The organism is Allosalinactinospora lopnorensis (assembly GCF_000981225.1).
GTDB classification, from domain to species: Bacteria; Actinomycetota; Actinomycetes; order Streptosporangiales; family Streptosporangiaceae; genus Allosalinactinospora; species Allosalinactinospora lopnorensis.
This window is the reverse complement of sequence record NZ_LAJC01000001.1, coordinates 1-23,300: the sequence shown is the minus strand read 5'-3', so window position 1 is coordinate 23,300 and position 23,300 is coordinate 1. Positions and strand designations below refer to the sequence as shown.

16 protein-coding genes and 2 pseudogenes are annotated in these 23,300 nt (G+C 69.7%); 8 read left to right on the top strand and 10 right to left on the bottom strand.

What is annotated here, in order from left to right; all coding sequences use genetic code 11:
* Positions 1 to 25: 25 nt before the first annotated feature.
* Positions 26 to 868 carry a GNAT family N-acetyltransferase gene (locus tag VS93_RS00085; RefSeq protein WP_046467980.1) on the top strand — a complete coding sequence of 281 codons (843 nt, stop codon included), beginning with the start codon at positions 26 to 28 and terminating at the stop codon, positions 866 to 868.
* Positions 869 to 1,269: 401 nt separating this feature from the next.
* A complete protein-coding gene (locus VS93_RS00080) occupies positions 1,270 to 1,767 on the top strand; it encodes an ATP-binding protein (RefSeq protein WP_046467979.1) in 498 nt (165 codons plus the stop codon).
* Positions 1,768 to 1,795: 28 nt separating this feature from the next.
* Here VS93_RS00080 and VS93_RS00075 read toward each other — a convergent pair whose 3' ends face one another.
* The 5 genes and pseudogenes from VS93_RS00075 to hisS all read right to left on the bottom strand — a co-directional run bounded on the left by VS93_RS00075 (position 1,796) and on the right by hisS (position 9,791).
* Positions 1,796 to 2,647, bottom strand: coding sequence for an AMP-binding protein (locus VS93_RS00075; RefSeq protein ID WP_046467978.1), 852 nt, complete (start codon positions 2,645 to 2,647; stop codon positions 1,796 to 1,798).
* A 437-nt stretch (positions 2,648 to 3,084) separates the two neighbouring features.
* The gene (locus VS93_RS33630) at positions 3,085 to 3,372 is read right to left on the bottom strand and encodes a response regulator transcription factor (RefSeq protein ID WP_449353784.1); all 288 of its coding nucleotides are present in this window, start codon (positions 3,370 to 3,372) and stop codon (positions 3,085 to 3,087) included.
* 893 nt (positions 3,373 to 4,265) lie between these two features.
* The gene (locus VS93_RS32770; protein WP_338022652.1) at positions 4,266 to 5,537 is read right to left on the bottom strand and encodes an ATP-binding protein; all 1,272 of its coding nucleotides are present in this window, start codon (positions 5,535 to 5,537) and stop codon (positions 4,266 to 4,268) included.
* Positions 5,538 to 5,767: 230 nt separating this feature from the next.
* A pseudogene (locus VS93_RS00065) lies at positions 5,768 to 8,208 on the bottom strand (tetratricopeptide repeat protein).
* A 260-nt stretch (positions 8,209 to 8,468) separates the two neighbouring features.
* Positions 8,469 to 9,791, bottom strand: coding sequence for a histidine--tRNA ligase (gene hisS, locus VS93_RS00060; RefSeq protein WP_046467977.1), 1,323 nt, complete (start codon positions 9,789 to 9,791; stop codon positions 8,469 to 8,471).
* Between the two features lie 724 nt (positions 9,792 to 10,515).
* Here hisS and VS93_RS00055 point away from each other — a divergent pair.
* Together VS93_RS00055 and VS93_RS00050 are read left to right on the top strand one after the other, a co-directional pair.
* The gene (locus tag VS93_RS00055) at positions 10,516 to 11,097 is read left to right on the top strand and encodes a GTP-binding protein (RefSeq protein ID WP_046467976.1); all 582 of its coding nucleotides are present in this window, start codon (positions 10,516 to 10,518) and stop codon (positions 11,095 to 11,097) included.
* A 326-nt stretch (positions 11,098 to 11,423) separates the two neighbouring features.
* Positions 11,424 to 12,686, top strand: coding sequence for a styrene monooxygenase/indole monooxygenase family protein (locus tag VS93_RS00050; protein ID WP_046467975.1), 1,263 nt, complete (start codon positions 11,424 to 11,426; stop codon positions 12,684 to 12,686).
* A 128-nt stretch (positions 12,687 to 12,814) separates the two neighbouring features.
* On the opposite strand, the gene VS93_RS00045 is transcribed toward VS93_RS00050, so the two are convergent.
* On the bottom strand, positions 12,815 to 14,377 hold the full coding sequence (locus VS93_RS00045) for a glycerol-3-phosphate dehydrogenase/oxidase (RefSeq protein WP_046468126.1): 1,563 nt from the start codon (positions 14,375 to 14,377) through the stop codon (positions 12,815 to 12,817).
* Between the two features lie 497 nt (positions 14,378 to 14,874).
* Entirely contained in the window at positions 14,875 to 15,618 is a 744-nt protein-coding gene (locus tag VS93_RS00040; RefSeq protein ID WP_046467974.1) for an IclR family transcriptional regulator, read from the bottom strand.
* Positions 15,619 to 15,753: 135 nt separating this feature from the next.
* Here VS93_RS00040 and secA2 point away from each other — a divergent pair, with 135 nt between their 5' ends.
* The 4 genes from secA2 (at position 15,754) to VS93_RS00020 (ending at position 20,591) form a co-directional block, all read left to right on the top strand.
* Complete coding sequence (gene secA2, locus VS93_RS00035) at positions 15,754 to 18,054, top strand: accessory Sec system translocase SecA2 (protein ID WP_046468125.1); 2,301 nt, start codon at positions 15,754 to 15,756, stop codon at positions 18,052 to 18,054.
* 125 nt (positions 18,055 to 18,179) lie between these two features.
* The gene (locus VS93_RS00030) at positions 18,180 to 19,127 is read left to right on the top strand and encodes a carbamate kinase (protein WP_046467973.1); all 948 of its coding nucleotides are present in this window, start codon (positions 18,180 to 18,182) and stop codon (positions 19,125 to 19,127) included.
* Positions 19,128 to 19,443: 316 nt separating this feature from the next.
* Positions 19,444 to 19,713 carry a DUF6406 domain-containing protein gene (locus VS93_RS00025; protein ID WP_046467972.1) on the top strand — a complete coding sequence of 90 codons (270 nt, stop codon included), beginning with the start codon at positions 19,444 to 19,446 and terminating at the stop codon, positions 19,711 to 19,713.
* A 572-nt stretch (positions 19,714 to 20,285) separates the two neighbouring features.
* Positions 20,286 to 20,591: a Dabb family protein gene (locus tag VS93_RS00020; RefSeq protein WP_046467971.1), complete on the top strand. Its 306-nt coding sequence runs from the start codon at positions 20,286 to 20,288 to the stop codon at positions 20,589 to 20,591.
* A 278-nt stretch (positions 20,592 to 20,869) separates the two neighbouring features.
* Here the strand turns inward: VS93_RS00020 and VS93_RS00015 are convergent, their stop codons facing one another.
* The 3 genes and pseudogenes from VS93_RS00015 to VS93_RS00005 form a co-directional block, all read right to left on the bottom strand.
* Positions 20,870 to 21,910, bottom strand: a complete 1,041-nt coding sequence (locus VS93_RS00015) for an FkbM family methyltransferase (RefSeq protein ID WP_082126507.1) — start codon at positions 21,908 to 21,910, stop codon at positions 20,870 to 20,872.
* Positions 21,911 to 21,992: 82 nt separating this feature from the next.
* Positions 21,993 to 22,361 carry a hypothetical protein gene (locus VS93_RS00010; RefSeq protein ID WP_046468124.1) on the bottom strand — a complete coding sequence of 123 codons (369 nt, stop codon included), beginning with the start codon at positions 22,359 to 22,361 and terminating at the stop codon, positions 21,993 to 21,995.
* A 619-nt stretch (positions 22,362 to 22,980) separates the two neighbouring features.
* Positions 22,981 to 23,300 (bottom strand): annotated as a pseudogene (locus tag VS93_RS00005) (cytochrome d ubiquinol oxidase subunit II); the annotation flags it as partial.

Here is a 23,300-nt window from a genome sequence, read left to right as displayed (position 1 = left end):
CTGCTACCAGGTGAGGTGATGCGGGGTGCTGCGGACCTCATCGGTGCGGGTACTCGGCGAACGCGACCGGGATTCCGTCTATGCCCTGCTGGACGCCGATCCTGTCGGCAACGTCTTCGTCAGCTCCCGACTGCGCGCATCAGGGCTCGACAGCAGCCGTCTCGGCGCTGAGGTGTGGGGATACGTCGAGCGCGGAAACCTCACCGCGCTGTGCTACTCGGGCGCCAACCTGGTCCCGGTCAACGCCGGCCCCGTGGCCATCCGGCATTTTTCCGAGCAGGCGCGCTGGCAGGGGCGCCGCTGTTCCTCGATCGTCGGTCCGATCGATGCCGTGGGCGCATTCTGGGAGCGCCTCGGACCGTCGTGGGGCCCGGCCCGCGCCATCCGGACACGCCAGCCGGTCCTGGAAATGTCGGAGCCGTCCCGGATCGAGCCCGACCCTATGGTGCGGCGGGTGAGAATGGGCGAACTCGGCACCATCCTGCCGGCCTGCGTCGCGATGTTCACCGAGGAGGTCGGTGTGCCGCCGGACTCCGGCGACGGCGGTGCGCTGTACCGCGCACGCGTCGAGGAGCTCGTGCGCACCGGTCGTTCGTTCGCCCGGATCGAGGACGGCCGCGTCGTCTTCAAGGCCGAGGTCGGAGCCGTCACTCCCCACGCGTGCCAGATCCAGGGCGTGTGGGTGCATCCGGACCTGCGGGGACAGGGCTACTCGGTGGCGGGCATGGCGGCCGTTGTGCGGTACGCGCTGACCGAGATCGCCCCACACGTCACTCTGTATGTCAACGATTTCAACACTCCCGCCCGCGCCACCTATAGCCGCGTGGGGTTCCGCGAGGTCGACGCTGTTATGTCGGTGCTCTTCTAGGCCCCGCATTCCGTTGCCGCCTCGGGCTCTGATGCGGGCTGCCGCGTCCGGTCCGACTTTTCCCGCTGTCGGGTTTGTCGGCGAACGCGATCTTCGGGGGTTTTCGCCGGCGGGAAGTTGACCAGATTGTGTCGTAATTGGAGCCGACGTCCCTCGATGGGGGCGAACCGCCCGGCCCCCGCGTCTCCCCTTGGAGCTTCGCCGAGGCGGAGTTGCAGGTCACGGTGTGTTTTTCGGCTTCTTAAGGTGTCCTTTGCCGTATCGGTAAGGGACATGTGGCCGCGTTTTGTGGGGTATTCGAGATCGGTTGGGCCCCCATGTGCTGTCCTGGTCGTGGTGCGCGGTTGTCTAGGGTGAAGGCCGTCGGCTACTGCCGGGTGGTGATTGGGAGTGACGCGCGGATGACCGATTCGCAGCGAGTGGAGGAATACGCCGCTGTTGACCCGTTCGATGCTCCCACGTTGGACGCGGCTGAACTCTCCGAGGTCGCCACCGATCACACGGTCTGGAGCTGTGTCGGCAACCTGACGGCCGTACGGTCGATCCGCGCCCGGGTACGCGAGTTCCTGGAGAAGACGGACAACCCCGCTTCCCTCGTGGACGACGCCGAGCTCGCCGCCAGCGAACTCGCCACCAACGCGCTGCTGCATTCGCGCTCAGGGCAGATCGGCGGCGTGATGACGCTGTTCATCCGCACCGAGCGCGACCAGGTTCGGGTGGCCGTGGCCGATCAGGGGGAGAAGAACCGCGGCCCGGACGGTGCGACCGGAACGGAGCGCGAGGAGAACGGCGACTACGGGCGAGGCAAGCTCATCATCGAGAGCTGCACGTCCCGCTGCGGCGAGTACTGGACCGAGAGTACACACGTCGCATGGTTCGAGATCGACGTGCCCGAATAGCGGCCCGGCCGGGACCGCCGCTACGCGATCAGCCGCGTGCGGCCATGCGCGTGGGAACGGGAGCGCCGCGCACAGTGGCGCAGGCCGCCGCAAGGTCGCGCCGGATCTCCGGTTCCGTCTCGGCCGCCGTCGTGACCACGGAGACTCCCTGCCACAGGGCGAGAGCGGCGAGAGCGGTCCGCGCGGGCTCGGCCATGCCCGGCTCCACCGCTACGACATCGCTTCGGCTGAGTTCGAGTTCGGCGCCGAACCGGCGGAACAGGTTGAGGAGGTCGGTGTGCCCGTACAGCGTGGTAACGACTCCCTCGCTGGTGGCCTGGTAGTCGAGGATGCCGTTGTTGAACAGGCCGCGGGCGGGATCGTAGCCGCCGCTGTCGGTGCCGGGAAGCAGCAGCTCCTCGAAGGGGGTGGTCTCGGGTGCCTCGCCGAACGCGATGACCTGGCGCACCCGCGACCGCTCGGCCAGCCCCAGCGCGGTTCCGGCGAGGGAGGCGGTGACCAGGAGCAACCGGGCGTCCGTCTCGGTGAGGACATCGATCTGCGTCTCCCGGTCCGAGGCGAGCTCCAGCGGTAGCGCGATTCCGCCGACCGCCATGACGGTGTAGACCGCGGTGAGTCTGACCGGCGATACCGGCGCCAGGACGCCCACGACGTCGCCGGGGCACACCCCTCGGCGGCCCAGCCCGGTGGCCGCGCGTTCGATCGTGCTCGCGAACGCGACGGCGTCGGTCGCCGGACCGCGGGAGTCGCTTACCGTGGCGTTTCCGCCACGACGCCGCAGCCGATCGAGAAGGCCCCCTGTGATAGTGCCGATCGGCTCCGCGCCGGTGTCTCGCGTGTGCGGCGGTGCGAGAGAGCGGGGTAGCGGGTTCCCCGTCATGCGTCCCCCAGGGTCGCGTCGCTGTGCTCGCGGCCCGGGCCCGTCACGCCCCCTCCACGTGGCGAGCCCGGTAACGCTGTGACCGTCGTCGCCGCGGGTGCCTCCCCTCTGCGCACCCGCGGCGGCACGGTCTCCAAGGTCGACCCGGGACGGAAGGGGACCGTACGTTCCTCCGCCCCCGACAGGTGTGGGGCGGGGTGTAGGACGGGTCGGTCTCCATCCGTTGACTCCGCGGGTCCCCGGAGTTTCGCGCCCAAGGGCGCCTGAGCCGCGCTCGTGACGATCACCGTTCGGGTCACGGCGGAGTGCGATCTCATAGAGCAACCCTAACGCTCGCCCGACTCCTGCACATGCATACACTTGTGCAGTTGCATATGTAGATTCGTGGATTTCGGTATGTAGTAGACGTATGCCCAGATCAGCCCGGTTCATTGGGTTTAGGACGAGACGGATTCTCCGTTCTGGTGATCGTCGATCCAGGCCGCGATCTGCTTGCGGGAGTTGAACCCGGTCTTCCGGTTGATGTTGGCGACGTGCCGCGCGACCGTCGCCGGGGTGATGAACAGCGCCTCGGCGATCTCGCGGTTGCTCTTGCCACCGCCGATGAGCTGCGCGACCTCCTGCTCACGGGGGGTCAGGGTCTCCTCGGGGGGCGGTGCGGTCACGGGCGCGGGCGGCGTGCGGGGGCGCGGAACCCGGCCGGCTTCGGTGATGCGCAGCGCCATCGCGACAGCCTCGTCGAGCCCGAGGGCGCGCCCCTCCGCCCACCAGGACGACAGCGTCTTCGGATCGGAACCGGACTCCCCGTCCCGCAGCGGCCAGGAGGAGGCGGGCAATCCAGCGCTCTCGCCGATGGCCGAGGCCGCCCCCGCGAGGCGGCACGCCCCTTCGGGGAAGCCGTCGTGGGCGGCCAGCCGGGCGATGGTGGCGAGCGCTTGGGCCACACCCGCGCGCTGCCCGGTGCTGTGGCTGAGGAGGAGGCTCTCGCTGAGGTAGTCGTATGCCTGGGTGACGGCGCCTTGGGCGTGCGCGACCCGTCCCACCCCGGCCAGGCAACGCGCGAGCTCCGGTACGGCGCTGATATCGCGCTGGATGTCCAGTGCCTCGCGGTAGCAGCGGTCGGCCACGTCCAGGTCGCTCTGCGACTCGGCGACACTCGCGTGGCCGATCAGGGTGGCCCCGACACCCCACCGATGGTCGATGCCGCGCAGGATCAGCAGCGCCGTACCGTAGAGCACGTCGGCGCCGGGGAAGTCGCCCTCGCGGGCGGTGAGCGCTCCCCGCGCGCAAAGGGCGAGGGCCTCGTTCCACAGGTCGCCGCTCTCGCGGGCGAGCTTGAGCGTCTCGCTGAGCCGGTCCTGGGCGCTCTCGTGGTCGTTGTCGCGGATGTCCATCATGGTGAGGAGGTTCAGCGTGAGGAGGACCGACTCGGTGTCACCGGCCGTGCGGCACCACGGCAGCCCCTCCTCTCCGATTTTCCTCGCGAGCCGGAAATCGTTCTGTGCCCAGGCGAGTTCGGCGCGGCGCACCATGGCCCGCCCGCGCAGTCCCTGGTCGGTGCGGTCCATGCGCAGGAAGAGGTCGCTCCAGTGGGAGCCTTCGGAGAAGTGGCGGCCGCTCACCCAGAACGCGCGCAGGCCCACACACAGGCGCAACCCGGTTTCGGTATCGCCGCGTTCGGCGGATCGGTGCAGGACCGAGCGCAGGTTGTCGTATTCGGCGGCGATGCGGTGCCGAAACCCGTGCCGCTCTGCCCAGGGCATCGCCCTGCCGAGCACGGCCACGTGCCCGAACTCCTCGGCGAGCCGCAGCATCTGGCCACAGTGGCGGGTACGGAGCGCTCCTCCTCGCCGGAGGCGGCCAGGTGCTCGGCGGCGTACCGGCGCACAGCACGGGGCAGCCGGTAGCGGACCCGGCCCTGGTACTCACCGGTGAGGGTGACCAGGGAGCGGTCCACCAGCGCTGAGGCGGCGTCCAGGATCTCCGCCTCGGGCAGCTCCTCATCAGAGCAGATGCGCTCGGCCAGCTCCAGGTCCCAGTCGCAGAAGACGGAGAGCCGCCGCAGCAGCGTCTGCTCGGAATCGCTCAGCAGCGAGTTGCTCCAGTCGAGGACGGCGTGCAGGATTCGCCGCCGGGTGGGCACACCGCGCTCCTGATCGGTCAGCTGCGGAAAGCGGGCGGTGAGCAGATCGGCGATCTCATCGGGGGAGCGGAACCGCATCCACGCCGCGGCGAGCTCGATGCACAGCGGGATGCCGTCGAGCCGGCGGCAGATATCGGTGATCGTGCGCAACTGGTGGGGGCAGACAGTGGAGCCGGGCCCTTGGGAGCGTTCGATGAACAGCCGCACGGCCTCGGAGTCGGCCAGGGCGGGATCGCCCTGCCGCGATGGCAGCGAGAGCGGGGGGACCCGCCAGATCGCCTCGCCGCTGATGCGCGCCGGCTCCTCACTGGTGAGAAGGAGCGAGGTCGAGGGGCAGGCGTCGAGCAGCGCCCGCCCGAGCGCGGCGACCTCGCCGATGACGGCGTCGCAGCCGTCCAGTACCAGCAGCAGGTGTCGCCCGCGCAGCGCGTCGAAGAGCGTCCCGGACAGGTCGCGGTCGGCCTCCTCGGCTATCCCCACGGCCGCCGCGATGCGCGAGACGATCTCCTCGCGGGTGGAAACGTCGGCGAGCTCGGCCAACCACACGCCATCGGGAAAGGAAGCGATCGCCTGGGCTGCGACCCGTAGCGCCAATCTGGTCTTACCGACCCCGCTCACGCCGCATAACGTGATCAGCCGGTCTGATCCGAGTAGCCGGAGGAGATCGCTGAGGTCGCGTCCGCGGCCGATGAAGCTGGTCGGTTCGAGGGGAAGGTTCTGCCGCGCGGGCGCGGTCTGTGGTGCCATGGCCTTCACGCGTGTAGGCGGTCGGGGGCCGCTCTCACCTTGCCTGAGGTAAGGGCGTTCGATGGGGGATCGGGGTGGTGCGTGCTCGTGCCTAGGGCTCTGTCTTATTAGGTGTTCCGGCCCCATGCAAGTGATACCGGCAATCTTCCGGGCACGTTCAGTGAACCCCCAGGAACACGCGTAGTGACGGGTGTCTCGGCGGGAATCCGAAGGGGGTGGGGGCCGCCGTGTCAGGCGTCGAACCCGTTCCGGCAGGCCCATTCCGCGAGCTGGTCCCTGGATGTGAAGGACAGCTTGCGGAAGATGTTGGCGATGTGTCGTGCTGCGGTCGCCTGGCTGATGGTGAGGCGGTCGGCGATCTGCCGGTTGGAGAGGCCCGTGCCGACGAGGGCCGTGATCTCCCTTTCCCGGCGGGTCAGTTCCGGCGATGTGGGCTTGCGGAGCGTGGGGAAGGCCAGTGTGTTCTCGACCACCTGTTCCAGTGGCAGGGTCCGCCACAATTCCCACGCCTTGGCGACGGTGTCGCGTGCGAGGTCCTGCTCGATCCGGGTGCGGATCCGGCCCGCGTTCGGGGTGGCCGGCCCAAAATGGAGCGGAGCGAGGTCCCGGCACCGGCCAGCGCGGCGGCGCGTTCCGGGTGGCCCTCGACGATCGCGAGTTCGGCCAGTGCCTCCAGGGCGCGGGCGACGGCGACCCTGTGGCCGGAGGCCACGCTCATCCGCAGGCAGTCGGCGAGTCGGCGGCGGGCCGAGGCGATATCCCCTCGGGCCGCGTCCACGTGGCCCAGGGCGGCGATACAGCGGGCGGTCTCGGGCGTCACACCGAGCTCGTCGAAGATCTCCAGTGCCTCGGCGAGCCGGGAGGAGGCGGTGCCGAGGTCGCCTCGCTGGAGAGCCAGGGTCCCCAGAGCGTTGTGGCAGCGGGCAGCGTTCCACTTGTCGCCGGCTCCTTCGGCCACGGAGATGCTCCGGTTCAGGATTCTCCCGGCTTCCTCGGTATCACCGCGCTGCCGCGCGAGGCGCGCCAGGACCCTCAGGGCGGCGATCTCGGTGACGTGGTCGGGGATGCGCACGGAGATCCGGAGCGCCTCGCGGGCGTGGCGCCGCCCCGTCTCGCCGTCGTCGCCGGTGTGGTGGGTGAGGGCGGCGAGGGTCACCAGGGCGCAGGCGGCGGTTCCGGGATCACCGTTGCCGCGGGCCGTTCCCAGGGCCTCTGTCGCCGCCGCGCTCACGGCGCGGCGCCCCTCGAACCCCAAGGAGAGCTCCGCGTACACCGCCAGGCCTCGCGCGCGTACCGCGGGGGACTGCGCCTCGGGGGTGGTGTCCAGCAGTCTGCGCAGGTAAGTACTGCCTTCGAAGAGGAGGTCGCGGACGAACCAGTACGACCGGAGCGCCGCGCACAGGCGCAGCCCGCCGTCGATCCGGCCGTACTCCAGCGCCCAGGCGAGCAGCCGTTCGGTGTTCTCCCGATGGTGGTCCAGGCGGTGCAGGTAGCGCTGGCGCTCCGCCCAGGGAAGGGGGCCGGAGACGTTCGCGGCCATCTTCTCCACCCACGTGACGGTGCTGTTCAGGTATCGGTCCCACAGGACCTCCTCCTCGCCGGAGGCGGCCAGTCGTTCGGCGGCATAGGCGCGCACCGTGTCGGTCAGCCGGTAGTGCACGCTCTGGTCGACTTCGGAGTCGAGCACGATCAACGACTTGTCGAGCAGGGAGCTGTGCAGTTCCAGGACGCTTTCGCGCTCGATGGAGGTGTCGCGGCAGACGTCCTCCGCCAGTTCCAGGTGCCAGGTGGAGAACACGGACAGCCGCCGCAGCAGGGTCTGTTCGGCCTCGCTCAGCAGCGCGTGGCTCCACTCCAGGACGGCCCGCATGGTGCGCTGCCGCGCCGGAAGCTCCCGGCCCTCCGTTGCGAGCAGCCGGAACCGGTCGTCCAGGCGGTGCAGGATCTGCTGCACCGAGAGCACCCGGATCCGGGCGGCGGCCAGCTCGATCGCGAGCGGGACACCATCGAGTATCCGGCAGATCTCGACGATGTACCCCGCGTTCTCCCGGGTCATCTTGAAGCCGGTGCGGGCGGCGTGCGCGCGGTTGACGAACAGTCGCACGGCCTCGTAACGAAGGGCGTCCCGGCGGGGGAGCGGCACCAGTGCGGTGCCACGCATCTCGGTCGGCGCGGACCGGACGGGCATCGAGAGCGGAGGCACTCGCCATATGCTCTCCCCGGGGATCCGCAGCGGCTGCCGGCTGGTCGCGAGGATCCGCACATCCGGGCAGGTCTCCAGCAGTTCCTGGCAGAGGTCGGCTATCGGGCGGACGGCGCGCTCGCAGGTGTCCAGGATGAGCAGCACTTTCTGCGAGCGCAGCGCCGTGTTGACCGTGTCGGCCGCGGGATGCTGGTGGCCCTCGACGATCTGCAGCGCGCGTGCCACGGTGCGACCGACCTGCTCCGCGGTCGTGGCGTCGCTCAGGTCGATGAATCGGGCGCCGTCGTCGAACTGGTGCAGCAGCCGCTCGGCCACGTTGACCGCCAGCCGGGTCTTGCCGATACCCCCGGTACCGGTGAGCGAGACCATGCGTGCGGTGCTGAGGAGCTGACAGAGATCGGTGACATCGCGCTCGCGTCCGACAAAGTCATCGGCGGACCTGGGGAGGTTATGACGGGGAGGTGGCATGGCCTCGTTCACTGGGCAACCGCGTTTTACGGAGCTGCTCAAACGCGCCGACTCGGTGCACCGGCGCGGACGTGAGCCCGATGATCAGTGTTTCACCCGGAACAGGTCATTGTCTGCACAGTGGCCGGTTCCGGGCGTTGACAGCCGGTTCGCCAAGAGCATAGGTCCTGGGTAAGAGGGGGCCGGCAGTTGTGTTCCGAGGTGGCGCGGGTACGTCGGAGCGGTCCGGCGGCTGTGGCGGTTCGGCGTCCCCTGTGATACTACGACGGGCGCGTCCAGGTGGCCGGGTCGGCATCGCTCTGCTCCCCGGTCGCCATGTCCTTGATCTCGTGTGCCCGCCCGTCCTCGAAGGGCGGGAACCAGACGAACGGGATGCCTTTGCGGGAGGCGTACTGGATCTGCTTACCGATCCTGGCCGCCTGGTGGAAGACCTCGGTGTTGAAACCGCGTCCGCGCAGCAGCGCAGCGGTGCGCAGCGCTTCGGCGCGCCGCTCGACCCCGGGCACGGCCACCAGCACGTCGGTCGGGCAGCTCCGGCCGCGTTGGATGCGTCCCTCGGCCACCAGCTTGGCGAAGATGCGGGTCAGGCCGATGGAGATACCGACACCGGGAAGGTTGCGGCGGATGAACTGGCCCGCCAGGTCCTCGTAGCGCCCGCCCGCGCAGATGCTCCCGTAGCCAGGATCGTCGTCGAACGCGGCCTCGTAGACGGTGCCGGTGTAATAGTCGAGGCCGCGGGCGATCGACAGATCCGCCACGACGCTGCCGGGAGGCAGGTCCGACAGCGAGTCCAGGACGAACGCGAGCTCGTCGAGCCCTTGGGCGAGCAGGTCGGAGTGGACCCCGAGCCGGCGCACCTCATCGATGACGGAGGTGTCGGACCCCTTGATGCGGGCGAGCTCCAAGCAGACCTTGACCTGCTCCTCGGTCAGGCCGATGTCCTCGGTGAGGATGTCCCGGACGCCGTCGTCGCCGATCTTGTGCAGCTTGTCAACGGCGCGGATCACCGCGAGCGGATCGCCGATCCCCAGGCCCTCGTAGCAGCCTTGGAGCACCTTGCGGTTGTTGATGCTGAGCGTCCACGCCGGGATGTCCAGACCCGAGAGCACTTCGTGCGCGATACGCGGCAGCTCGGCATCGAAGTGCAGCGGAACCTGGTCGACGTTGATGACGTCGATATCGCACTGCGTGAACTCGCGGTAGCGCCCCTCTTGCGGACGTTCCCCACGCCACACCCGCTGGATCTGGTAGCGCTTGAACGGGAAGACCAGTTCGTTGAAGTGCTGGGCCACGTAGCGCGCGATGGGGACCGTCAGGTCGAAGTGCAGGCCCAGCCTGGCGTCGGTGTCGTCGCCGGCGTCGGCCTGCAGCCGGTGCAGGGTGTAGACCTCCTGCGAGGTCTCGCCTTTGGCCATCAGCACGTCGAGGTTCTCCACCGACGGAGTCTCGACCGAGGCGAAGCCGTATCGCTCGAAACCGGTGCGGATATGGTCCAGCCAACGCCGCTCCACGTACCGGATCTCCGGCAACCATTCGGGGAAGCCGCTGATGGGCGTCGGGCGGACGATGCGCTGATCGGACATGAGGTCGGGTTGGCTCCTTCGGCCTGGCACCGCGGTTCGGACCGGCCCAATATTACGCCCTCGGTAACCGTGACCTCGAACGAACGGCCGGGGCGCGGAAATGGCGGGTGCCCCCCGGCCCGCGCGGACGGTTACGCGGGCCGGCGGGGCACAGCGGCCGCACGGAGCGTCGACCGATGCGGGCCGGCGTCGCCGCAGCGACGCCGGCGAACGGCCCCACGCTCCATGCGCCGCGAGGACCAGCACACCGGACGACCTCCGACTGCCGCGTGCCAGGTAGTGCGAGCAGGGCCGCCGAGTGAAGGACCTCTCCCTCAAGGTAGACCTCGATGCGCAACACGCACAGCCTTCCCGACGGCCGAAATGGGCCGCTCACAATGTCATAAAGCCTATGGCGCGCGGCCGTGAATCGTGCCTGGAAGTCCGGAACCCGTGATCCGCAAGGGATTTCGGATGAATCGCGCTATCCTGAGGCGCGCGGTGCCTCCGGACATGCCGGGCGGCAAAGGGCGAAGGCCCTCTTGCTCGGCGGGTGTGCCGCCTCCCATCTTCGGAGGAGAGACGCGCCGAATGCCGCGCAGCGCGGACCGAAGTGCTAGTTTGCTGGTTTCGCTGCTTGGCGTCCGCAGGCGATCGTATCGGCCCCCAACCCCCCTGACGGTGCAGCGTTCCGTCCCCCGGGAACGGTCTGCGCCGAGCCAGTGTCGCAAGGACTGAAGAACCAGTGAACGACTCACCGCAGCTTTCCACCAAGATCATCATTGCCGGCGGATTCGGCGCCGGGAAGACGACCTTCGTGGGTGCGGTCTCCGAGATCCCCCCGGTACGCACCGAGGCGGCCGTGACCGCCGCGAGCGCCGGGATCGACGACCTCTCCCACACCCCCGACAAGACGAGTACCACGGTCGCCATGGACTTCGGGCGGATATCGCTCGAAACCGACCTGACCCTCTACCTGTTCGGCACACCGGGCCAGCAGCGCTTCTGGTTCATGTGGGACGACATGGTGCGAGGCGCGCTCGGCGCGATCATCCTGACCGACACCCGGCGCTTGGAGGAGTCCTTCCAGGCCCTCGACTACTTCGAGAAGCAGTACCGGGTGCCGTTCATGGTCGCGGTCAACACCTTCGAGGACACGCCCCGCTACTCGGCCGAGGAGCTGCGTGACGCCCTCGACCTGGAGCCCACGATCCCGGTGATGGGGTGCGACGCGCGCGATCGCAATTCGGTGGTCGGCGTGCTCGTCACTCTGGTCAAGCACGCCATGGCGATCGAGGCCCGCCAGCGGGTCCAACTGGTCCCGTGAGCCCTGCGCGGGTTCGGGGATAGCACACAGGGGAGGCCGGTGCGGGTTCCGGCCGCCCCCGACGTCGGCATGCCCGGAAACGGCCGGTTCCGGCGTCGCTCCTCCTCTGGTGTGGTCGCTTTTAGTGACCTAAGGCGACATTTGAGTACAATTCCCTGGTTGTCCCGGTGACTCCGTGAGAGGGTCCGGGGCCGAGCGCCACGGTCACCGCGACCGGGGGGGCTCGTCCCCACCCCCGGCTCCCGCTCCGGGTGGCTCCCGGGCGCCGCAGCAAGTAGCGGCTTGTCCCGATCTGCCCCCGATAGTTGGAAAGCGGACGAAGACACATGCGACGGATCCTCATCGTTGGCAGCGGCCAGTCGGGCCTGCAGCTCGCGCACAGCCTGCTCGACGCGGGATGCGAGGTCACGGTGGTCTCGGCGCGGACCCCGGAGGAGATTCGCTCCGGCAGGGTCATGTCCACCCAGTGCATGTTCCACACGGCCCTCCAGCACGAGCGCGACCTGGGTCTCAACATGTGGGAGGAGGACGCGCCGAAGATCGCAGGGGTGGGCGTATCGGTGGCCGGCCCTGACGGTTCCCGGCCCATCGACTGGCTGGGGCGGCTCGACGGCTACGCCCAGTCCGTCGACCAGCGGGTGAAGATGGCGGACTGGCTGGAGTCCTTCGAGGACGACGGCGGCAGGGTCATCATCTCCGGTGCCACCGTGTCCGACCTGGAGGGCTTCACCGAGATGTTCGACCTCGTCGTCGTGGCCGCGGGCAGGGGAGAGCTGACGCAGCTGTTCGACGTGAACCACGAGCGCACGGTGTACAGCGAACCGCAGCGGGCGCTGTCGGTGGCGTACGTGCACGGCCAGGAGCGCCGGCCGGAGCATCCCGAGCTTCCGGCGGTGCGCTGCAACCTCGTCCCCGGTGTGGGAGAGCTGTTCGCCATTCCCGGCTACACGTTGAGCGGTCCCTGCGACATCCTGTTCTTCGAGGGGATCCCCGGCGGTCCGCTGGACGTCTTCGAGGGGGTCAAGGACCCGCGGCAGCACCTGGACCGCATGCTGGAGCTGATGCGCACCTACCTTCCGTGGGAACACGCGCGGTGCGGCGGCGTGGAACTGACCGACGACCGCGCGGTCCTCGCCGGCCGCTTCACGCCCCTGGTGCGCGACCCGGTCGGCAGACTCGGCAACGGCACGCTGGTGTTCGGCATGGCCGACGTGGTGGTGGCCAACGACCCGATCACCGGTCAGGGGTCGAACAGCGCCGCCAAGTGCGCCGCCGCCTACCATGCGGCGATCGTCGAGCACGGCGACCGCCCTTTCGACGAGGCGTTCATGCGCGCCACGTTCGAGAAGTACTGGTCGTACGCCCGCCACGTCACCGCATGGACCAATGCCATGCTGCAGCCGCCGCCCCCGCACGTGCTGGAGGTGCTTGGGGCCGCGGGCGAGCACGCGCCGGTCGCCGATCGCTTCGCCAACGGGTTCGACGACCCCACCGACTTCGCGACCTGGTTCCTCGACCCCGAGGGTGCGGCTGGATACCTGGCGGAGGCGGCCGGCGGGGCCGCACGTGCCCGTGGAGGCGGGGAGTAAGGCGAACGCGGCCCGCGGAGAAAAGGTGCACAGGATCTCCGCGGGCCCGCGCTCTGGGAGGGCACTCCCACCGTCCGAGAGGCACGACCGCGGCGTGCGGGTAGCCCCATCGGGAGTCGGCGAAGGGGTCAGCCGCCCACCTTCCCCAGGAGTGCCGAGGTCCGATCGCGTACCTCTTGGGTGTCCAGGCCCCGGACCGTGACCGTGGTCCGGCGGCGCAGGACGTCGTCGACGGTGACCGCCCATTCCTGGTCCCGGGCGTAGACCGCCTGCGCCCAGATGTCGGGGCCGTCGGGGTGGATCCGCTCGCCCAGTGCGGGCTCGGAGCGCACCAGTTCCGCGATGTCCAGCGAAACGCTGCCGTAGTGCGAGGCCAGGTGCCGCGCAACGAGCGGGTCCATCCGGGTCGGCGGCTCCTGGTCGACCATGAGCCGGTGCGCGACGGCCTCAGGCTGCCCGAGCCCGGGTAGCGGGACGGTCTTCAGCGTCGGGCACATGTCCTCGGCCAGCGGGACCGAGCGCTCCTTGCGCAGTCGGTCGATCACCAGGCGGCCGATATGCCGGTAGGTGGTCCACTTCCCGCCCGCGATCGACAGCATTCCGCCGCGCCCGCGCGTCACAACGGTCTCGCGCTTGGCGGCGCTGGTGCCGCCGGTGCCGCCGGGGAGCACGCGCAGCCCGGCGAACGCGTAGCCGATCCTGTCGGGAGCGATGTGCGCGGCGTCGATCGCCGTCCCGGCCTCCCCGAGGATCTGGTCGACGTCCTGCTGCAGGACACCGACTTCAGCGGGGTCCCCGGTGTACTCCTCGTCGGTCGTCCCCAGCAGCAGGCGGCCCTCCCACGGGATGGCGAAGGAGACCCGGTACTTGTCCACCGGGATGGTCAGTGCCGCGTGCCACGGGTGGTCGGTCCTGAGGACCAGGTGGACCCCCTTGGAGAGCCGGACGCTCGGCGCAGCGCCCGGATCCTCCATCCGGCGCAGGTGGTCCACCCACGGGCCGGTCGCGTTCAGCACGAGCCGCGCGTCCACACCGAACTCCTCGCCCGTCACTCCGTCGCGCAGCTCGGCCCCGGTGACCTTGCCGTGCGTGGTGCGCAGCCCGACGACCCGGGCGTGGTTGAGCGCGACCGCGCCGGCCTCGACGGCGGCGCGCACCGTCATGATCGCCATACGGCTGTCGTTCATCTGGTGGTCGTGGTAAGTGGCGACCGTCTTCAGGCCGTCCGTCTTCAGCCCCGGTGCGAGACGCCGGGCGTGCGCGGGAGACACGACCCGGCCCAGACCATCGCCGAACGCCGACAGTGCCGAGTACAGGAAGACACCGGCGGCCATCTTCGTCGCCCCGTGCGGGCCGCCCTTGTACACCGGCACCAGGAAGGGCACCGGGTTGACGAGGTGCGGCGCGACGCGGCCGGCCAGGGCGCGCCGCTCGCGGTGGTTCTCCGCCACCAGCTTGACGTTGCCGGTCTGCAGGTACCGCAGCCCGCCGTGCACCAGCTTGGAGGAGGCGCTGGAGGTGGCGCCGGCGAAGTCCCCCGCGTCGACCATGGCGACCCGCAGGCCGGCCTGCGTGGCCATCCACGCGACGGAGGTACCCAGGATGCCGCCGCCGATGACGAGCAGGTCGAACGTGCCGCGGGTGATCTCCGCGCGCGCCTGTTCCCGGGTGGAGTGAGTGGGCTGGGGCATCGTGATCGCGTTCGTCACTGGGTCTCCCTGTGCGAGCCGGGTGAGGGGGTCGGATGCTGTTCGTCGGTTGCTCTGGCCCGGTCCGGCCGGGCTCCTCCCGGCGGTTCCGTACGGCGCTGTGGGCCGCGCGGGACCGCCGCGGCCGGGTCGGCCGCGGACCGGAGAGGGATGGGCCGGCGGCGGGATCGGGGCGCTCACGGAGCCGTATGCGGCCGGCGGTGCGGCGACACGGCGCCATCCGCTGGCCGATCGCGGCGGTGAACTGATCGGTGCCCACACAACCCTCGCAAGTAGGTTCCGGCTCGCAGTGCCGCGCGGGTGGCCGCGTGTCGGAGGGCCGTGCTCCGTGGCGGCCGGCGCCGGCGCTGTGGCCTCTTATGTTGTTGATGTCGACCGTTATACGACATTGCCGAACATTAGAAGAGATGGTGCCCCCGGGAAGCGGGAGGTGTCAACCTCGTTTCGGTGGCCGGCCCGATTACCGGCGGCGCGGTTCCTCAGGAGATGTCGCGGGTGATCGCGCGTGCCGCGTCGCGTACCTGGCCGACGAGGTCGCGGCGGGGCGTGCCGCATTCGCACAGCCGCTCGACGGCCCCGGTGACACCGATGGCGCCCACCGCGGCGCCGCGCCCGTTGCGGATCGGCGCGGCGACGGAGACCTCCCCCTCGGCCAGTTCCTCCACGTCGGCCGCCCAGCCCTGAAGGCGTACGCGCGCCAGCTCCGCCCGCAGTCCGGCGCTGTCGCTGATCGTGTGCGCGGTGAAGCTCCGCCGTGCGCGGTCGGGCTCCAAGCCCGGCTCGCAGGACAGCAGCACCTTGCCGAGGGCGCTCGCGTGGGCGGGCAGCAGCGTGCCGACCTCCAACACCTGGAAACTGTCGTCCGGGCGGAAGACGTGGTGCACCACGAGTACGGCCCCCTCGTGCCAGACGCCGATCCGCGTGCTCTCGCCGCTGCGCGCGGCGAGCGCGTCGGACCAGGTCAGGGCGCGGGTGCGTAGCTCGTGAACGTCCAGGTAGCTGTTGCCCAGGTGCAGCAGTGCCGCTCCGAGCCGGTACTTGCCGCTCTGCTCGTCCTGCTCGACGAAGCCCACGTGCCGGAGCGTGTTGAGGATGCCGTGCACTGTGGGTTTGGGCAGGTCGAGGCTGGCGGCGAGCTCGGCCACGCCGAGCCGGCGGGGACCGCCGGCGAGGGAGTGGAGGACGGCGGCCGCGCGTTCGAGCGATTGGATTCGTCCTGGCACGGGCCAACCCTACCCATCATTCGACATTGTCGTATTGCTTGGAAATGGAGATTCCGGGAAACCGGCCGTGATGTAGACCCTCGGCGGAACGCACCGGGCGGTTCGCGGCGTTACCCTTGCGTGGTGTTCGGACGAATGGTTGAGAGCGTCCGCCGAGTGCTGGGCAAACCCGGCGCGGTGGACCTGCGGCCCTATACAAAGCTGCTGGAAGCGATCGAGGCCCGTGAGCCGGAACTGCGTGAGCTGGACGACGCAGGGCTCACCGAGAAGGCCACCGAGCTCGGCAACGCCGAGCTCCCCTACGAACGCGGCGACCTGGTCGAGCTGTGCGCGGTGGGCCGCGAAGCCGCCCGGCGCACGATTGGCGAGCGTCCCTTCGACGTGCAGCTGCTCGGCGTCATGGCGCTGCTCGACGGGCACATCGCCGAGATGGCCACCGGTGAGGGCAAGACCCTGGCCGGGGCGATGGCGGCCGCCGGGTTCGCGCTCCGCGGGCAGCGCGTGCACGTCCTCAGCGTCAACGACTACCTCGCACGCCGCGACGCCGAGTGGATGCGCCCGCTGTACGACCTTCTCGGTGTCGCGGTCGACTGGATCGGCGAGGAGTCCACGCGGGAGGAGCGCCGGGAGGCCTACTCCGCCGAAGTCACCTACGCCTCGGTCAGCGAGCTGGGTTTCGACGTGCTGCGCGACCGGATGGTGACCGATGTGGCGGAGCAGGTCGTCCCCGAACCGAACATCGCGCTGATCGACGAGGCCGACTCCGTCCTGGTCGACGAGGCCCGGGTCCCCCTGGTCCTGGCGGGGGCTGCGGAGAGCACCGAGGCCGACGTCGAAATGGCCGAACTGGTCCGCACGCTCAGGCCCGGGATCCACTACGAGATCGACGACGAGGGGCGCAACGTCCAGCTCACCGACGCCGGCATCGACGCCGTCGAGGAGAAGCTTGGCGACGTCGACCTCTATGACGAGGACGACACGTCGGTGCTGCCCCGCGTCAACCTCGCCCTGCACGCCCAAGTGCTGCTCCAGCGCGATGTGCACTACGTCGTCCGCGACGGTGTGGTGCGGCTGATCAACGAGTCGCGCGGCCGCATAGCGCTCCTGCAGCGCTGGCCCGACGGGCTGCAGGCCGCGGTCGAGGCCAAGGAGAAGGTCGACGTGAGCGAGACCGGCGAGGTGCTGGACTCGATCACCGTGCAGTCCCTGGTCCTGCGGTACCCCACCCGCTGCGGCATGACCGGTACGGCCATGGCGGTCGCCGACCAGCTGCGCGAGTTCTACGAGCTCGAAGTGGCGGTCATCCCGCCGAACAAGCCCTGCGTCCGGGTCGACGAGGAGGGCCGCCTCTACGCCACCCGCGAGGAGAAGGAGGACGCGCTCGTCTCCGAGGCGGCGTCGGTACACGAGACCGGGCGGCCGATCCTCATCGGCACCCAGGACGTCGCCGAGTCCGAGCTGCTGGCCAAGCGCCTGGCGGGCGATGGGCTGGAGTGCGTCGTCCTGAACGCCAAGAACGACGCCGACGAGGCCGCCATCATCGCCGAGGCCGGCAAGTTCGGCGCCATCACGGTCTCCACTCAGATGGCGGGGCGGGGCACCGACATCCGTCTCGGCGGCAGCGACATGTCCGACCGCGACCGCGTCGTCGAGGTGGGCGGACTCTATGTCATGGGCTTCGGCCGCTACCCCAGCAGCCGCCTCGACGACCAGCTGCGCGGGCGCGCGGGACGGCAGGGCGACCCCGGGAGCTCGATCTTCTTCGTCAGTGTCGACGACGACCTGGTGATGAACAACGCCCCGGAGACGCGCGGCTACGAGGCCGGCGCCGACGGAGAGATCGCGGACTCGGGCTGGCGCGAGATGGTCGACCACGCCCAGCGGGTGTCGGAGAACCAGCTGCTGGACGTCCATCGCAACACGTGGCGCTACAACCAGCTGATCGACGTGCAGCGGAGCGTCGTGCTGGAGCAGCGCGAAGAGGTGCTCCGCAACGGGCTCGGTGACCGCCAGCTCGCCGTCGACTGCGAGGCCACGCACGCGGAACTGGTCGAGGAGGTCGGAGCCGAGGAGGTGGCGCGGGCCGCCCGCCTGATCACGCTCTACTACCTGGACCGCGGCTGGAGCGAGCACAACGCCTTCCTCGCCGAACTCAGGGAGGGCATCCACCTGCGCTTCCTCGGGCGGCGCGACCCGCTCGACGAGTTCAACCGCGACGCGGTCCCGGCGTTCAAGGGCTTTCTCGACGAGGCCCGGGCACGGGCGGCCGAGGCGTTCAGCGAGCTCGAGGTGGCCGACGGCCGTATCGACGTCGCGGGGGTCGGCGTCAAACGCCCGTCCATGACCTGGACCTACATGGTCCACGACCACCCGTTCAGCTCGGCCCTGGAGACGGTGGTCGGCAAGATGAAGGGGCAGGGGCGTACGGGCGGGTAGCCGCTTCCGGAGCGGATCCGCTCTCTGATCAGCCGGACATGCTGGACGAATCGGGGGATGTCAGAGCACGATAATGCGGTAGCGCTCGTCTCCCTGGGTGGGTGCAGGGCGCCGGGAGGAGATCGATGCGAAGACCGCGCCGCGCCATCGTCGCTCTCGGCGGTAACGCCATGACGACTCCCGACGGCAGCGCCCGGCCCGAGGACCAGCGCAAGGCGATCGAGGGCACCATGGAGCACGTGGCCGGCCTCATCGCCGGGGGTACCGACGTGGTGCTCACCCACGGCAACGGTCCGCAGGTCGGCAACCTCCTCATGAAGAACGAGATCGCCGCGAGGACGGTCCCGCCCGCCTCCCTCGACTGGTGCGGGGCCCAGACCCAGGCCACCATCGGGTTCACCATGGCGAGCGCGCTCGAGGCGGCGCTCCGCCGGCGGGGCCTGGGGGAGCGCGACGTGGCGGCGCTGGTCACCCGTACGGTCGTCGACGGCGCCGATCCCGCGTTCGCCCGCCCCAGCAAACCGATAGGCCGCTACCTCGCACATGCCGAGGCCGCGGAGTTCATCGGGCTCGGCCAGGACTGGGCCGACTTCGGCGCGCGCGGTTGGCGGCGCGTCGTCCCGTCGCCCGAGCCGCGGGAGATCCTCGAAGCCGCCGCCCTGCGTGCGCTGCTCGACGCGGATGTGGTGCCGGTGGCCGCGGGCGGCGGCGGGATCCCCGTTGTTCGCGACCCCGGCGGGGCCCTGCGCGGCGTCGAGGCGGTACTGGACAAGGACAGGACCGCCGCGCTGCTCGGCCGGGTTCTGGGCGCCGGGCTGCTCATCATCGTCACGGACGTCCCCAACGCCTTCCTGGATTTCGGCGGGCCGCGCGCCCGGCCGATCGGGCGGATCCGGGCTGCGGACCTGCGTGACTACGCGGCCCGGGGGCACTTCGCCGACGGCAGCATGGGGCCGAAGATCGAAGCGGTCCTGCGGTTCGTCGAGGGAGGCGGCGAACGTGCGGTGATCACCGAGCTGGAGAGTCTGGAACCCGGGCTCGCCGGGCGTGCCGGGACCGTGGTCGAGCCGTGATGGCCGCCGACGCGAGGCACTGGAGGGGCGGTGATCACCCGGGGCCGGAAGGGCGCCGGGGGCGCAGAACGGATCCCTATTGGAATGACCGGGTATGCGTCGCCGGAATCCACGCTGTTCTACTCAGAACGAAAACCCCAACCGGATCATCGCTCTGAGATTACGGTAAATCGTCCATTCCTCATCATGCCGTATGCGAATGCTGTGGAAGGGAGTAAGGTCCAGAGGGCCAAGGTGAAATTATCGTTCGGTACGACAGTTCCGGATCGGTTGGTTATGACACGGGTTCATCCGGATGACAGAGGAAGAGTTGCACGTGGCCCACGAAGTCGGTGCACAGGAGAAGATTACGTACGGACGGAACGATCGGTTCAAGGGCGGGCCCGTAGGAGGAGGGCGGTTCTGGGTGGACGGTGAGGGCCGCCCTACAGCCAAGATCGGCGGGCCGCGCGAATGGCAGCCCCCTAACATGATCGACGTCCATGTGGGTGACACCTTCACGGTCGGCGGGCAGACCTGGAAAATCACCGATATCGTCGATCCCGATTCCCCCGACGCCTATCTGCTCGCAACACGGGTCAGTTGACCCGATGGCACTCCCCACATTTGCCCCGTCCCCGTTGATCCCGGCAAGAGAGCGTTGTCGTTCCCACCCACCCCGCGAGCGGGCGAGGGCCGTTTCGGCCCGGACAACGGCGACGGCCTCTGCGTGAGATTGGCGGGGAATTCCCGTTCCGCGGCGCGTCGGAAGGACCGCCGGTGCCGGTTCGGGGCCGCGTCTCCGCGGTGGGTGAGGCAGGGCCGGCGGTGAGCGTGCCGGTTGACCGCGAAGCCCGTTCACTTCCGTAGGCGCTGTGTTTATCCACGCTGGCCGTGCTTGTCCGGTCGAAGTTCCCTGCGTGGCGAATTGAGACATTTCGGTTACCTGAATAGACCGTCAGCGTGACCTCGGAGCCGCTACCGTCGTTTGAACACGGTGCCCCCTGTGCGGTCCGTTCCCGCACATCCCGGGCCGCGCGGCCGCGCCGCCTACATTCCCCGCGGCCGGACCCAGGGGCTGTCCCCCGCCCCTGGGCCCGGTTCTTGTTTCGCCCGGAACCCCGGTCCGGTGCCCGCCTGGCGGAGAGCGCGCGCCCCGACCGAGATAGGTTCGTGGGTATGGGTATTCGGCATGTCGCGTTGTTTCGTTGGGCTGACGGGGTCACCTCCGACCAGGTGGCGGAGGTCGGAAGGGAGCTGGCGCGGTTGCCGGCGGTGATCCCGCAGCTTCAGGCCTACACCTTCGGGACCGATCTGGGGATCGGTGCGGACACCTACGACTTCGCGGTGGTCGCCGACGTCGCGGACGAGGACGGTTTCCGCGGCTACCGGGACCACCCCAAGCACCAGGCCGTGCTGCAAATCATCAAGCCGATGCTCGCCGACCGCGCAGCCGTGCAGTTCAGCGTCCCCGACTCGGAATAGACCCTGTTCTCGCCGCACCTGCCCGGCGGATCCCGCCGGTCGCTTTTCCCCTTGTCACCTCCCGCCCTTTTCGGCATGGTGGGCATCGTGCGCAGAATCCGAAACCAATTCGGGTTTGAGTCTTGCGCTAGAACAGGTTGCACTATTAGCTTCGGTTCGTAGCCGGGGCCCGCGAAGAGCGCCCGGCGCCCAGGTCCGAGAGTGGACTGGACGGCAGGATCGCGTCACCTGCCGGAGGTGGATCGCGCCCCGTCTCCGGCGGGTGGCGTCTGCGGTCGCTACGGGGCGACAGGGATTCCCATCCGCTGCAGGTCGTCGCGGGTGCGGGTGGTGAAGAACCAGTCGCGGAACCGGTCGTGCCCGACGATCGGGCTCTCGGGGGCGAGCGCCCGCTCCCCGACGAGGTGGAAGCGGTAACCGTGCGGTTCCAGAAGCGTGCGCAGGTGTTCCCCGTCGGCTCCCGGCAGTACCTCGCAAAGGATGTCGGGACGGTGGGCGCCCAGGAAATCCTGGCCGTGTTCGAACACGGAGGCCTCGGTTCCCTCGACGTCGACTTTGAGCACGGTCGAGGTTCCCGGGGGCGGCTCTTCGGTGAATGAGTCCAGCGCGGCGACACCGATCGGGATACCGTCGGTGAACGTCATCGTGCTGGAGTAGAAGCAGGGCAGGGCGGAGTCGGCGGACCGCATGGGCATGGCGATGGTCGTCCGCGGATCGCCCACACCGACGTGGTGCAGCGTGGTCCGGTGCAGGACCCGGTTCCGCACGCAGTTGTCGAACAGCGCGTGGAAGACCTCGGGCACGATCTCGAACGCGTGCGCCCGGATGTTCGGGTTGACCGCCGTGGAGGCCAGCGTGAACAGCCCTGTGTAGGCCCCGATGTCGAACACCGTGGCGGACCGGCGGGCCGCCTTCGCGAACAGCGCGAGCGCGAAGTCGTCGGCGGGGTGCGGTCGGCGCCCCTCGCCCCAGTACAGCTCCGCAGCCACCACGCACCGTGCAGGCGACAGCATGATGTACTCCGCACCGTCGACGCGGCCGACGACCTCCGGGGTCGCGGCGGGAACCGGCAGCCGCCCCGTGTCGCGGAGGCGGGGCGCCGCAACCCGGACGGAGCCGCGCATGGCGAGGTTCGGCAGCCGCCAGCCCAGGACGCGTTTGACGTACTTCTTCGTGCCGTACCAGCCGCGCCTGCGGCCGGTACGGGTGCTCCGGTGGTCGACCTCGCCGGTCGCGTGAGCGGTGGACGGGGGGTCGCCGGGCCGGGCCCCGGGGAGGTCCACACGGTCCTGTCCGGTCTCCGTTGTCCGTTGAGCCATGATCGCTCTCCGTGCCACTGGCCAGTGCGGATGGGCACAGGCTAACGGCATCGGTCGCCGAGGTCACGGAAGGCGGGCGCCGTCAGGTGAGCGCGCTGGTCATCTCGCGTACCGTTGGGCAGGGCCAGCGCAGCATGCAGCAGCTGCACCGCTGTACGGGCGGCGCGTTCCCGCTGGTGAGGCCGCCGCCGTCACGCGGACGGTGCAGGGTGAGCAGGTTCAGGCAGAGCTCGGCGAAGGTGATGCTCTCCTGACGGGCGTTGGCGTAGAACGCGACGTCGTTGATGCGCAGCAGGGCGTTCTCCACCGCCTGCGGCGGAAGCCCGACGGTTTCGGGCGCCCACGGCACGGCCTTGGTGGCGCGTTCGCGGATCCCTTCGGCGCGCAGCCGGAGCCGTTCGTACTCGCCGGTCTGTCCCGGCGTGCACGCCGAAACGCTGGAAGTCGACATGATGACCATCCCCCAGACTGAGGTGACTCCGCCCCGATCTCACTCTAGGTAACTTAGAGTACAACTTCCATTACATATTGTTGCAGAGAAAGGGAATGCCGGCGGCGCGCAGGGGCGCGGTGTGTCGCGCCGACCCGGCAGGAGCCGGGATGCCGTCCGGACCCGTGTCCGGCGCACGTCCGGTCACTGCGAACGTGCGCCGCCGACACGAGCGCACGGGCCGTCCCGGGGGGCGTGGGACAGGCCCGTGCTCGGAGGGGGCGGATGGTCGATCGCCGTCGTGCGGAAAGACGACCGGAGTCCGGCTAGCCGCAGCCGCCTCCGCAGCTGCAGGAGCCGCCGCTCTGGCAGCCGCACCCGCAGTTCGGTCCGCAACTGCAACCCCCGAGAGCGGGGGGAGTGGGCAACAAGGACTGGGGCATGGTCCCTCCATGTGAGCCACGGCTCGCTGCAGCGCGTGTCCGCGGCCCGCTCGGGGTGCGGACGTCCACGCGCCATCTTTACGTAGTGTGATGTTCCCGCCACAAAAGATCACCAACCGGTGTGGCCGGATGCGGAAAATCCGCACCAACAAGGTTTGACCAAGGGCGAAGATGAGCAAACCGTGAGATCGGCCGGTTCAGCCGAAGAATCCGGGGAGAGCAGGTGGCCGGCGCAGTATTCGGTAAAGCCATACCTGACCAAAAAGCATGACCGGAACCAGCGGTGCCAGCGCGGTGCCGACCAGCGTGAGGGTGCCCGGTGGCGCCGCTGCGACCGGCAGCTCCACGGCCGCGGCGGCGGCCAGCGGAACCACCGCCATCGCCAGCGCCGACGTGTGCCGCGACAGCCGCGGCCCCCACAGCCCGGCCGTCGTCGCCAGCGACGCGGCCAGGACGGCCATCGAGCGAGCGCCCCCAGCGGCCGCTCCAGCGGCCCGGACCGCCCGGTAGAGCCGCC

What these genes read in the sequence shown, in the direction of transcription:
- VS93_RS00080 (WP_046467979.1), top strand. Translation starts at nt 1,270, where the DNA reads ATGACCGATTCGCAGCGAGTGGAGGAATACGCCGCTGTTGACCCGTTC.
- VS93_RS00075 (WP_046467978.1), bottom strand. Translation starts at nt 2,647, where the DNA reads ATGACGGGGAACCCGCTACCCCGCTCTCTCGCACCGCCGCACACGCGA.
- VS93_RS33630 (WP_449353784.1), bottom strand. Translation starts at nt 3,372, where the DNA reads ATGGCGCTGCGCATCACCGAAGCCGGCCGGGTTCCGCGCCCCCGCACG.
- VS93_RS32770 (WP_338022652.1), bottom strand. Translation starts at nt 5,537, where the DNA reads ATGGCACCACAGACCGCGCCCGCGCGGCAGAACCTTCCCCTCGAACCG.
- hisS (WP_046467977.1), bottom strand. Translation starts at nt 9,791, where the DNA reads ATGTCCGATCAGCGCATCGTCCGCCCGACGCCCATCAGCGGCTTCCCC.
- VS93_RS00050 (WP_046467975.1), top strand. Translation starts at nt 11,424, where the DNA reads ATGCGACGGATCCTCATCGTTGGCAGCGGCCAGTCGGGCCTGCAGCTC.
- VS93_RS00045 (WP_046468126.1), bottom strand. Translation starts at nt 14,377, where the DNA reads ATGCCCCAGCCCACTCACTCCACCCGGGAACAGGCGCGCGCGGAGATC.
- secA2 (WP_046468125.1), top strand. Translation starts at nt 15,754, where the DNA reads ATGGTTGAGAGCGTCCGCCGAGTGCTGGGCAAACCCGGCGCGGTGGAC.
- VS93_RS00030 (WP_046467973.1), top strand. Translation starts at nt 18,180, where the DNA reads ATGCGAAGACCGCGCCGCGCCATCGTCGCTCTCGGCGGTAACGCCATG.
- VS93_RS00020 (WP_046467971.1), top strand. Translation starts at nt 20,286, where the DNA reads ATGGGTATTCGGCATGTCGCGTTGTTTCGTTGGGCTGACGGGGTCACC.
- VS93_RS00015 (WP_082126507.1), bottom strand. Translation starts at nt 21,910, where the DNA reads ATGGCTCAACGGACAACGGAGACCGGACAGGACCGTGTGGACCTCCCC.
- VS93_RS00010 (WP_046468124.1), bottom strand. Translation starts at nt 22,361, where the DNA reads ATGTCGACTTCCAGCGTTTCGGCGTGCACGCCGGGACAGACCGGCGAG.